Genomic DNA, 11,171 nt, shown 5'->3' with positions numbered 1-11,171 from the left:
CTGGCGGCTGAGCTTCCTGCCGATCCGGTGGTACCTCGGGTTGAGGCTGCGTCAGTGGCGGTCAACCTGCTGTGGTGCGTGCCCGGTGACGTCGGTGGATCCGAGGAGTATCTCGTCCGTCAGTTACTCGGCCTTGGCGAGCAGGCCAGCGACTTCGTTCCAACGTTGTACGTCGTCAAGTCGTTCATCGAAACGCACCCGGCACTCGCCAAGCTGTACCCGATCGAGGTGGCCAACTTGACAGGCGTCGACCGTCGCCGCAGAGTTGTTGCCGAGCACACCTGGCTTCGCAGGCGGACGCAACACGCCGAGCTAGTCCACCACGGTGGTGGCACGACCCCGGCCGTCGGCACCAGACCCATCGTCTTGACGATCCACGATCTCCAGTACCTCACACACCCCGGGTACCACAGCAAGCTGAAACTGCAGTACCTCCGGCGAACAATGCCTCGTTCGGTGCACCGCGCGAGCGTGATCGCCACCCCGACCGATTGGGTTCGGCGAACGGTGATCGAAGAATTCGATGTTGCGCCCGATCGTGTGGTCGTCGTGCCGCACGGTGTCGAAGCCGACATCGGGGTCGAGGCCCCGTCCGAGTTCGAGCTCCGCAGCGTCTACGGGCTTGGCAGTGGCCGCGTCATCGTGTTCCCGGCAATTACACATCCGCACAAGGGGCACGAGTTTCTGCTCGATGTGATGGCGCAGCACTGGGATGATCCTGATCTGCGCTTAGTCCTGCTCGGCGGCAAGGGGCTGGCAGATCAACGTGTCGCAGCAAAGATTGCCGAGCTCCACTTGGAGCGCCGGGTGATCAGGCCGGGGCGCGTGCCCTCATCTCATCGCGACGGCTTGCTGCAGCTCGCCCATGCCATGGTCTTCCCGAGTGAATACGAAGGTTTTGGTGCCCCCGTGGTTGAAGCGATGTCGCTCGACACGCCGGTCATCGCCGCCGATCAGCCAGCTGTTTCCGAAGTGATCGGCGACGCTGGCCTGGTGCTCCCTCGTGATCCGGAGGCCTGGGCAGATGCGCTCGACATCGTGGCCGATCAGCGAGTTGAGCTGATCGCTGCTGGGCGTCGACGCGTCACCGAGTTCACTGCAGCGAAATCCGGCGCAGCGCTGGCTGAGGCGTATCGGCTCGCACTGTCATGACGCGTTCTGTCCGCCGTTCTGTCCGCCGTTCTGTCCGCCGTTCTGTCCGCCGTTCGAATCGAGGCAGACCGATCGTCGTGCTCTGTCCGCACTTTGCGCCGGACAACGCTCCGACCGGCACGGTGATGACCCGCATCGTCAGCGAGCTCGCCGACCTCGGTCACGTGGTCCATGTGGTCACCGCATTGCCCTGGTACCGGCATCACGCGATCGAAGCGGGCTGGACCGGCAAGTGGGTTCGAACGGAATCAACGCCGTGGGGATCGATCACCCGTCTCCACCCGTTCCCTGGCGATGACAAGTCGAACCTCATGCGGCGGGCCGCGGGCTTCGTTGCGTACTCGCTGCTGGCTGGAGTGATTGGGCTCCGGGCCGGCGGATGGTTCCGACGGGCCGATGCAGTGATCGCCATGTCCCCGCCGCTCACACTGGGGCTGACGGGAAAAGTGGTCGCGGTGCTCCGGCGTTCGCGACTCGTGTTCAACATTCAGGATGTTTTCCCTGACGCGGCGATCGACACGGGCGCCATCACCAACCGGTGGGTCATCGGAGCGGCTCGACTGCTGGAACGAATCAGCTACCGGTCAGCAGCGGCCGTCACGGTGCTGTCCGACGATCTCGGTGACAACGTGACCGCGAAGCTGCCAACGTCTCGAGGATCGACGGTCCACGTCATCCCGAACTTCGTCGACACCGACGTCATTCGCCCTGGCGATCGGTTGACGCCGTATCGCGCTGAACTCGGCATCGGCAATGAACCCGTCGTGCTGTACGCCGGCAATGTCGGCTTCTCGCAGTCACTCGACCTCATGCTCGCGGCCGCGCGAGAGTTGCCAGAGGTGACTTTCCTGATCAACGGTGACGGTGCGGCGCGCGGCAGCCTGGAAGTCGAGGCCGAGTCGCTGTCGAACGTCCGCTTTGCTGGTTATATCGAGCCCGATCGACTCTCTGAGCTGCTGGCCACCGGAGACATCCATGTCGTACCGCTCAAGGCCGGGTTGGGCCGGGTGTCCGTTCCGTCCAAGACCTATTCGATCATGGCGGCGGGGAGGCCAGTTGTTGCTGCGATCGACCCCGGTACTGCTGTTCCCAAAATTCTCGAGTCGTCCGGCGGCGGCGTGGCAGTACTGCCAGACGATGCCGCTGCGTTCGTCGACGCGATCACCACACTGTTGGAACGCTCTGACCTTGGGCTTTCGATGGGAACAGCAGGCCGAGCCTGGGTCGAACGCGAGGCTTCGCCGGAGGCGGTTGGCGTGGCGTATCACCGCCTGATCGAACAGCTGGCCGGGCGTGCACCCTGATCGGGCCGAACCACCGCTAACCTCCGATCCTCGTGGCATCCTCCTCATCCTCCACCAAGAAAGCTGCTCGGCTTGCCCAGAAAGGCAAGGGGCAGAAAATTCGCTTTCAAGGCGGAACAATGTTCCCCATGATTGTGGCACTCGTCGTCGTCTTGGGCCTTGCCCTGGTCGTCTATGCACGCCAGAGCCGGCCCGCAGCAGACGCCTCTGATCCGTCGGTGGGCGATCATTGGCACGTCGCCTACGGATTCGACATCTGTGGCGAATGGATCTCGTTGCAGGGCGACGCTGAAGAGCGTGATGCCAACGGCAGCTTCTTGAACACCGACTTTGCTCGCACGGGTGTCCACAGCCACAACGATGGCGTCATTCACTGGCACCCCAACTCGCGTGCCGCCGTCGGGCGTCGCGCTGTCTTCCAGGTACTCCTGGACGTGTACGACGTCGAACTCGAGAACAAGAAGCTCGTCTTCCCTGAAGAGCAGCGTGGTCAGCTCTCGGCGGTGTTTGGCGACAAGTACGAAGACGGAGTCTTCGAGTCGGGCAAGACCACCTGCACCGTGGATGGCAAAGAAGTCGACGGCAGTCTCCAAATGGTCGTGTGGGACAACTTCAGCGATCTCGGTGACGGCACGACCTTCGTTGCGGCGTACGGCAGCGTTCGTGTCGATCGCGACGCCAAAGTCTTCGCGGTGGCCTTCGTCCCCGACAACACCAAGGTCGAAATGCCGCCGTGGGCAAAGGACCTCCCAACACTCGGCGCAGCCGACAGCGGCCAGCAGCTTCCTGATGGACAGCTCTTCGGTGGCACCACGGTGCCGGGCGAAGAAGTGCCGACCATCACTGCTGGTGACAACCAAACCAACGCCCCCGTCACCTCAGGCGGGTGATGCGCGCCGTCGTTCTCGTCGGTGGGTTTGGAACGCGGCTTCGACCGCTGACGAACCATTCTCCAAAACCAATGCTGCCAGTCGGGCATCGCCCGATGATCGAGCGGTTGGTTGACCGCCTCGCGCGGGGCGGAGTCACCGACGTGGTGCTGGCGTTGGGTTTCAAACCCGAGCCCTTCATGGATGCATTTCCTGACGGGAAGTGCGGCGACGTCAACCTCACATATGCCGTTGAGCCCGAACCGCTCGACACCGGTGGAGCAATCCGCTTCGCAGCAGAGTCTGCGGGCATCAACGAAACGTTTGTTGTCGCCAATGGCGACGTGCTGACCGATCTGTCGGTTGCAGATCTGCTCGCTGCACATCGCAGTCGCAAGGCCGAAGCCACGATGCACCTGACCGGTGTGGACGAGCCGTCCGCGTTCGGGGTGGTGGCGCTCGAAGGTGCCGCCGACGGAGGCATCGACCGGATCGTCGACTTCGTCGAGAAGCCCGAGCCTGGCACTGAGCCGAGCAACCTTGTCAATGCCGGTACGTACATCTTCGAACCGTCCGTGCTCGACCTGATCGCGGCTGGCGAGCGAGTGTCGATCGAACGATCGATCTTCCCGCAGCTCGTCGAACGCGAGGGTCTCTACGGTTTTTCGACCGACGACTACTGGATTGATGCGGGTCGACCCGAGCTGTACCGAGCGGCCAACCTTGACCTGCTCACCGATCGGCGCGTCTTTGACCGCTGCGAGGCGATTGCTCCGACCGCAGTCGTGTCGAGTTCGGCAACGATCACGAACAGCATCATTGGCGAAGGCGTCGAAGTTGGCGCAGGCGCCGAAGTCATCGACAGCGTGTTGCTTGCCGGAGCGCGAGTCGGTGCCGGTGCTCGCATCAACACATCACTCGTGATGGGTACTGTCGAAGACACCGCTGAAGTCACCGGTTCGATGGTCGGTGCCGAGGGCGTCGTTCCTGCGGGCAGTCGTCTGATCGACGGCGCGCTGCCTGATCCTGCTGCGGTCTGACACGTCCGGCGTATCGTCACGCCATGAACATCGTCGTCATCGGAGGAGCGGGCTTCATTGGTTCACACCTCGTTGACCGGCTGCTGGCCGAGGGACACGGTGTTGATGTCATCGACGACCTGTCGTCAGGAGGCCTTGCGAACCTGGCCGAGGCCCGAGCCGCCGGCGGCAAGCTCAAGATTCACCACCTCGATTCGACGACCGCCGAGGGCACATCACTCATCGGGATGCGACGTCCCGACGTCATGTATCACCTGGCCGTGTTTCCCCGTCCGCAACGGTCGCTCAATCAAACCGCCAACGGGTTCGCCTCGGCGCTGACTGTGCTCGACGCGGCGCGCCAGTTCGGCGTCGGCAAAGTGGTTGTCGCACTCCCCGCCACAGCCATGTACGGGCTACCTTCCGTCAGGTCGCTTCCGGTCAAAGAGACCGACCCGGTTCCCCGTGGCGTTCGAGGGGTTGTTGCACGGGCCGTGTTCGATCTGTTGTCGACGTACCGTGAGCAGGAGATGGTCGAGTTCAGTGCGCTCGCGCTCGCCTCGGTGTACGGCGCTCGTCAGCAGCACGAGGGTGGCGTCGTTGCATCGTTCCAACGAGCCATTGACGAAGGAAGTGCAGCAAATGTGACCGGCGATGGCCGCCAGACACGTGACTTCATTTACATCGACGATGTGGTCGACGCGCTGGTTCGCGCCGGCGAGCGGAGCGCCGGCCTGTTGATCAACGTCGGAACCGGCGTGCAAACGTCGATTCGCGACCTCTGGTCCAAGATGAGCGGCGATGCACTCGGCACGGCGCACCTTGTGCCGGCGCGGCGCGATGAACTGCTGTGCTTTGCTGCGTCACCTGTGCGTGCTCGGATCCACCTGGGCTGGTCGCCGTGGACCGACATCGATGCAGGTCTGATTCAGCTCCGCTCGCGGAGCTGACCAACGGACCTGACCGCCGTAACGGTCAGCCGCGAACTGCTTGCAACGTGGTCACAGCGAGCTCTCTGGCGATCTCCGGCGACGACATGATCGAGGGGGTAATGATGCACTTCATCCCTTGTGCCACGATCGCATCTGCCAGGTGAGCATCGACAGGATCGATGACGAGGGCTGTCGCAATCGAGGCGTACAGACGTGCCACGCCGACCACCGAGGCCTCGTGACCAAGTTCGGTCAGCAGTCGCGCAGCCGGCCCTTTGAGTGCTTCACCGCCGACGATTGGTGAGACAGCTATGACGGAATCACGTCGGGCGCTCAGGAGATCGTCGACGCCCTCGAGTGATCGGATGGGCGCGATCGATACGAGTGGATTTGACGGTGCGATCACGACGATGTCGGCGTCGACCAATGCAGACCGGGCCGATTGTGTCAGTGCTGCTGGGCCTTCGAAGCGGACAGCAGTGGTGGCGACATCGTGGCGCAGTCTGACGAAGTAGTCCTGGAACGACACGTCGCCGTGGTCGGCGGTCGTGACGATCGTGGTGCGCCGGTCGTTGGACATCGGCAAGAGGCGAATCGGCAGGCCCCAGGCCACCCGGATCTCCTCGGTTACTTCGGTCAGGGTTGCCCCCTCGGCGAGCCGAGCGGTGCGGTAGAAGTGTGTGGCCAAGTCTTGATCGCCGAGGTTGAACCATCGTGTCGCTGCGGTCGACCCGGCGGGCCGCACCGCTGCGTACCGCTCGAGCGCACCCATGGCGGTCCATGTTTCGTCGACGAGCCCCCAGCCGCGTACGGGGTCGGTCGCTCCGGCCAGGGTGTACGTGATGGTGTCGAGATCGGGAGAGATCGAGAGGCCGTGCAGCACGGTGTCGTCACCAGTGTTGACAACGGCGGTGATCTGCGTGGGGTTGATGGCGTCGCGCAGCCCGCTCAGAAATCGAGCAGCGCCGACTCCACCGGAAACGACGGTGACGCTGGGGTCGGTCGAGAGTTTCTGTTGCTCGGTGGTCATGATGCGGCTCCGTTGACGATGTCGATGTACAGCTGGGTGAGTTGGTCGGCGGTGCTCGCCCATGAGAAGCGTTCGAGGTTGCGATGTCCTTGACTGATCAGCTTCGTGCGAACCGTTTCGCTGGTGATCGCAAGATGCAAATTGGCAGCGAGCGCATCGACATCGGTCGGCGCCGAGTAGAGCGCCGCCGAGCCGGCGACCTCTGGGATGGACCCGGCGGTGCTCGCGACCACGGGAAGCCCGGCCTGTTGTGCTTCGAGGAGCGGGAAGCCGAACCCTTCGTCGAGTGACGGATAGGCCAGTGCCGATGCGTTGAAGAGGAGTCGAGATTTCAGCTCGTCGTTGATCGAGCCGAGCCGAACAACGCGCCGCTGCACAGCGTCGGGCAACTGATTGATGGCCTGGTCGACCGCTGCTTGGTCGTTGCCGGGGGCCCCGGCGATCACGAGGTTCACCGTGGAGTGTTCGTCGGCGACGCGCGCGAACGCCCGAACAGTTTGTGGCACGTTCTTGCGGCGCTCGACTGTGCCGAGCGAGAGAATGAATGGGCTGCCACGGTCGAGTGTCGACAGGTCGGCTGGCCAGTTGCCGCCGCTTTCGTTCCTGCCGTCGTCGCGATGGTCGTCAGCTGCGCGGTCTGGGGGAGGCCCGAGGAGCACGGTGTGTACGCGGTCGGTGTCGAGGAGTACCCGGGCCTGTGCCGAAGTTGCTGCTGAGCAGGTGACGAGGTGTGCGCCGCGGCCGACCGCGCGCCGCAGGAGTTGGGCGGCGCGGGTGGCGTCGTCGCTGACATCGTTGGGATGCTCAAGAAACCAGCAGTCGTAGACCGAGATGAGTTGCGGGCATCGGGTCGGGGGAACGACGTAGTTCGTGCCGTGCACGATGTCGGGGCGTCCGAGCAGGCGGTCCAGAGACGGCGAGCGGTGCATCCAGAGTCGGTGTGCCCAGGCCGCTGGAATCGGCAGCCGTCGTTCGGGAGCGGTGATCTTGGCCCGTGTACTCAAGACGTACGGGAGCAGTTCAAGGTCTGCTTGGTGCGCCAACGCGTCGAGTGTCCAGGCAACAGCGTTGCCAATGCCGGTGCGGTGGCCGTGCAATGGACCGGTGTCAACGGCAACTCTCATCCAGTTCGCATCCCGGCGCGCACACCAGCACGTTCACCAGTTCTGACCAGGTCATCGGCGCCCATCGCGGCCGCAGCGTACCGCTGGCTGAACCCCAGATAGGGTCGGCCGACTTATGCCACGCGCTTTTATCACCGGTATCACTGGTCAAGACGGTCATCACCTGGCCGAGTTTCTGCATTCCAAGGGCTATGACGTCTACGGAATGATCAAGGGGCAGAACAATCCCCGGGCAGCCAAGCTGCAAGAGGAGATGCCGTTTATCGAACTGGTGCCCGGCGATCTTGCCGACCTGCCGTCGCTCGTTGCTGCGTTGCAGATTGCTCAACCCGACGAGGTGTACAACCTGGGGGCCATCAGCTTTGTGGCGTTGTCGTTCACGCAAGCCGAGTTGACGGCGAACACGACCGGCCTCGGTGTGCTGCGCATGCTCGAAGCTATCCGCATGGTCGGTGGCGCACAGAACAACCCGATCCGCTTTTACCAGGCGTCATCGTCGGAGATGTTCGGCAAGGTCCGCGAGACCCCGCAGACCGAACTGACTCCGTTCCACCCTCGCTCGCCGTACGGCTGCGCAAAAGTCTTCGGCCACGACATCGTTGTCAACTACCGCGAGTCGTATGACATGCATGCCTCGTCGGGCATCTTGTTCAACCATGAGGGCCCGCGCCGTGGTCTCGAATTTGTGACCCGCAAGATCTCGAACACCGCTGCACGGATCAAGCTGGGCTTGCAGCACGAACTCGTGATGGGCACCCTCGATGCAAAGCGTGACTGGGGTTACGCAGGCGATTACGTCAAGGCGATGTGGATGATGCTGCAGCAAGACGAGCCCGACGACTTCGTCATCTCGACCGGTGAAGCCCACACTGTGCAAGAGTTCGTCGAGAAGGCGTTTGCCCATGCTGGCCTCGACAATTGGGAGCAGTACGTCCGTCAGGATCCCAAGTTCTTCCGGCCCGCTGAAGTCGACCTGTTGATCGGTGACTCGGCCAAGGCCAAGGCCATACTCGGCTGGGAGCCTGAAGTCGGCTTCGACGAACTCGTCAAGATGATGGTCGATAACGACATGGCGCTTGAGAAGACCAAAGCCGGTCTCTGACGCTTCTCGCCTGACGGCGCTGCGACGTCCCAGATGGGGCGGCTGCGCAGGTTGATGTGAAAGCACTCGGGCTGCTGCCGTCCGTGTCGGCCAGGTTCTTGCCGTCTAGACAGTGGCGAACGACCTCGACCCGACGGCGGCGTTGGCGCTCGAAGACGTGGGCGGCGAGTTCGTCCGCGGTGGCTTCGCCATGTCGCTTGAGCGCCTGAGAACGCGGCGCTGTGCTGGTGAAACCAATGCAGTCATCACCTTGATCACAAGGAAGTCGTCATGGGACTGAGGGCTTTTGTTTGTTTCAACAGTTTTTACTATCGAAATTCGATAGCGTGGTGACATGATCGTCGAGCAGGACAAGTGATCACCGCTGCCGAGGAATGCCCCGGCGAACGCATCCTCATCGAGATCGGCTGACACCATGTCGATGACACCAGTGTCCATTACCTTGACCAACAAGGCTGCGCCTGTCAGCGCGGCCACTGGCGACAAGCTTCCTGGTATCCACGACATCATCGCCGTGGCCAGTGGCAAGGGCGGCGTCGGTAAGTCGACCGTGGCCGTCAACCTGGCAATCGCGCTGGCCGGTCGTGGTCTGCGCGTGGGTCTTGTCGATGCCGACGTGCACGGGCCCAGCGTGCCCGGCATGCTCGGCATCCAGTTCGCCGGCGGACCACTCGGTACCGAGGACGGACGAATGGTCCCCGGTGAAGGTCATGGCGTCAAGGCGGTGTCTATGGGGTTGCTCAGCGACGACGACAATCCCGCCATTCTCCGCGGGCCGATGGTGTCGAAGTACCTCCAGATGTTGGTCGGACAGGTCGCCTGGGGGCAGCTCGACTACCTCATCCTCGACCTGCCGCCCGGCACTGGTGACACGCAGTTGACGCTGGCACAGAGCTTGCGTCTGTCGGGCGCGGTCATCGTCACCACCCCGCAAGACGTCAGCCTCAAGATCGCACGCAGGGGCCTACGAATGTTCGAGACGGTGAACGTCCCGATCTTGGGGATCGTCGAGAACATGAGCACGTTCACTTGCCCGCACTGTTCTGCCGACACCGATGTGTTCGGCAGTGGCGGCGGTGAGCAAATGAGCGCCGATCTGGATGTCGCCTTCCTTGGCGCGATCCCCCTCGATGCCGACATCGTGTTGGGTGGCGACGGAGGCAGCCCGATCGTGATCGACAGGCCTGAGTCGGTGGCGGCGAAGAGCTACCAGCGGATCGCCGAGCGGCTCCACACCCAACTGCAGGGCATCGGCCACGTTGAGCTCCCGTCGTTCTCGTGGACCTGGGATTCCGACGCGGGGTCTCCCCAGTGGCTCGATGAGCACACAGACGCCAGCGGATCACCCACCGTCCCCCTCGGCTTCGCCCGTCACGACCCGCGGACGCTGGCGATGCTGTGGGAAGATGGACGCATCGACCAGCTCGACGTGCGCGATCTGCGCCTGGCGTGCCGGTGCGCCTTTTGCGTCGAGGAAACGAGCGGCCGTCCGTTGCTCGACCCGTCCAGCATCAGCGCCGATGTCAGCCCACGCGTCATCACCACCGTCGGCAACTATGCGTTCACGCTGAACTGGAGTGACGGCCACAGCACCGGCATTTACTCCTTCGAGTATCTGCGGCTGCTTGCCGACCGCATCGGCGCCCGAGTTGTCGAAGATGTCTGACTCGGCTGGCGGCATCAGCGGGGGAGTCACGGCGATCGCGATCAAGGCTGAGACATCGGTCGTCGATCCCGACTCGTGCAAGTTCACCGTCGATCGCGTCGTCCATCCGGGCGGGCCGTTCGCCTACCGCTCGAGCGATCCGGTCGACGATGCGCCACTGGTTGCCCGATTGTTCGAGCTCGGTCAGATCACGCACGTACTCATTGCCGGCCCAACCGTCACAGTCAGCAAGTCATCAGCGGCGTCGTGGGACACCATGCGACGAGGCATTGGGGCTGCGATCCGTGAACACCTGACCGCCGGCTCCCCGGTGATCCTCGACAGGGTCGCCGACGACGGAGCGATAGGCGTCTCGGGGCGCAGTGAACGACAGATACGCGTCGCCATCGAGGATCTACTCACTGGCATGGTCGCCCCGGAGATCACCGCCATCGTCGACACCACCGACCACGCCAGTGGCACAGCGCCATTCCATCCCCCAGGGTCGTCGCCGTTGACCAGCACCAGTCCTATCGCCATTACCCGTAGTACCAACCAGAGGAGCCACGCACCATGAGCACCATCGAGATCACCAATGAGCCGGCCATTCGTCCGGTCATCAGTCTCACCGATGAAGCAGCGACCAAGGTGGCCGAACTGATCGCCGCAGAATCGAGCGACGAAGAGCTTGGCCTGCGCGTCGCAGTCAGCGCCGGTGGGTGTTCGGGGTTCTCGTACGAGATGTTCTTCGACCCCGAGACCAACCCCGACGATTACCTTGCGGTCTTCGGGACCGTGACGGTGAAGGTCGACTTGGCGAGCAGTCAGCACCTTGACGGTGCCGTCCTCACCTACAGCGGCGGCATCCAGGGAGCCGGGTTCAGCGTCGAGAACCCCAACGCCACCCGCAGTTGCGGGTGTGGCAAATCCTTCTCGTGACTGGTGACGCAGGGTTGGTCACCGACACCCTCGGCCGTCCCGTCAGGGACCTCCG

Annotated in this window: 12 protein-coding genes; 10 read left to right on the top strand and 2 right to left on the bottom strand. The window is 63.3% G+C overall.

All coding sequences use genetic code 11. The features are described from left to right. The 5 genes from ACH2EI_RS00945 to ACH2EI_RS00925 all read left to right on the top strand — a co-directional run. Positions 1–1,152: glycosyltransferase family 4 protein (locus ACH2EI_RS00945; RefSeq protein ID WP_395158880.1), on the top strand; the 1,152-nt coding region annotated here is incomplete at its 5' end. Positions 1,153–1,229: 77 nt separating this feature from the next. Beyond that, positions 1,230–2,456: a glycosyltransferase family 4 protein gene (locus ACH2EI_RS00940; protein WP_395158878.1), complete on the top strand. Its 1,227-nt coding sequence runs from the start codon at positions 1,230–1,232 to the stop codon at positions 2,454–2,456. A gap of 32 nt (positions 2,457–2,488) precedes the next feature. Continuing rightward, complete coding sequence (locus ACH2EI_RS00935; protein ID WP_395158876.1) at positions 2,489–3,346, top strand: hypothetical protein; 858 nt, start codon at positions 2,489–2,491, stop codon at positions 3,344–3,346. After that, positions 3,346–4,365, top strand: coding sequence for a sugar phosphate nucleotidyltransferase (locus ACH2EI_RS00930; RefSeq protein WP_395152333.1), 1,020 nt, complete (start codon positions 3,346–3,348; stop codon positions 4,363–4,365). The genes ACH2EI_RS00935 and ACH2EI_RS00930 overlap by 1 nt, the downstream gene beginning before the upstream one ends. Before the next feature lie 23 nt (positions 4,366–4,388). Then, positions 4,389–5,294 carry an NAD-dependent epimerase/dehydratase family protein gene (locus ACH2EI_RS00925; RefSeq protein ID WP_395152334.1) on the top strand — a complete coding sequence of 302 codons (906 nt, stop codon included), beginning with the start codon at positions 4,389–4,391 and terminating at the stop codon, positions 5,292–5,294. A gap of 25 nt (positions 5,295–5,319) precedes the next feature. Here the strand turns inward: ACH2EI_RS00925 and cofD are convergent, their stop codons facing one another. Beyond that, complete coding sequence (cofD, locus tag ACH2EI_RS00920) at positions 5,320–6,306, bottom strand: 2-phospho-L-lactate transferase (RefSeq protein ID WP_395158874.1); 987 nt, start codon at positions 6,304–6,306, stop codon at positions 5,320–5,322. Next, the gene (locus ACH2EI_RS00915) at positions 6,303–7,430 is read right to left on the bottom strand and encodes a glycosyltransferase family 4 protein (protein ID WP_395158872.1); all 1,128 of its coding nucleotides are present in this window, start codon (positions 7,428–7,430) and stop codon (positions 6,303–6,305) included. Before ACH2EI_RS00915 ends, cofD begins: the two co-directional genes overlap by 4 nt. A 115-nt stretch (positions 7,431–7,545) precedes the next feature. Between ACH2EI_RS00915 and ACH2EI_RS00910 the strand changes: the two genes are divergently transcribed. The 5 genes from ACH2EI_RS00910 to ACH2EI_RS00890 all read left to right on the top strand — a co-directional run bounded on the left by ACH2EI_RS00910 (position 7,546) and on the right by ACH2EI_RS00890 (position 11,116). Then, the gene (locus ACH2EI_RS00910) at positions 7,546–8,532 is read left to right on the top strand and encodes a GDP-mannose 4,6-dehydratase (protein WP_395153227.1); all 987 of its coding nucleotides are present in this window, start codon (positions 7,546–7,548) and stop codon (positions 8,530–8,532) included. A 112-nt stretch (positions 8,533–8,644) separates the two neighbouring features. After that, the gene (locus ACH2EI_RS00905; protein ID WP_395158870.1) at positions 8,645–8,812 is read left to right on the top strand and encodes a hypothetical protein; all 168 of its coding nucleotides are present in this window, start codon (positions 8,645–8,647) and stop codon (positions 8,810–8,812) included. A gap of 135 nt (positions 8,813–8,947) precedes the next feature. Further along, the gene (locus ACH2EI_RS00900) at positions 8,948–10,198 is read left to right on the top strand and encodes a P-loop NTPase (protein WP_395158868.1); all 1,251 of its coding nucleotides are present in this window, start codon (positions 8,948–8,950) and stop codon (positions 10,196–10,198) included. Then, complete coding sequence (locus tag ACH2EI_RS00895; RefSeq protein WP_395153112.1) at positions 10,191–10,754, top strand: NifU N-terminal domain-containing protein; 564 nt, start codon at positions 10,191–10,193, stop codon at positions 10,752–10,754. The genes ACH2EI_RS00900 and ACH2EI_RS00895 overlap by 8 nt, the downstream gene beginning before the upstream one ends. Next, positions 10,751–11,116 carry a HesB/IscA family protein gene (locus ACH2EI_RS00890; RefSeq protein WP_395153113.1) on the top strand — a complete coding sequence of 122 codons (366 nt, stop codon included), beginning with the start codon at positions 10,751–10,753 and terminating at the stop codon, positions 11,114–11,116. The genes ACH2EI_RS00895 and ACH2EI_RS00890 overlap by 4 nt, the downstream gene beginning before the upstream one ends. The last annotated feature ends 55 nt before the right edge of the window (positions 11,117–11,171 follow it).

It is taken from the genome of Ilumatobacter sp., assembly GCF_041688325.1.
In the GTDB taxonomy this organism is placed as follows: Bacteria; Actinomycetota; Acidimicrobiia; order Acidimicrobiales; family Ilumatobacteraceae; genus Ilumatobacter_A.
This window is presented reverse-complemented; position numbering and strand designations above follow the sequence as displayed.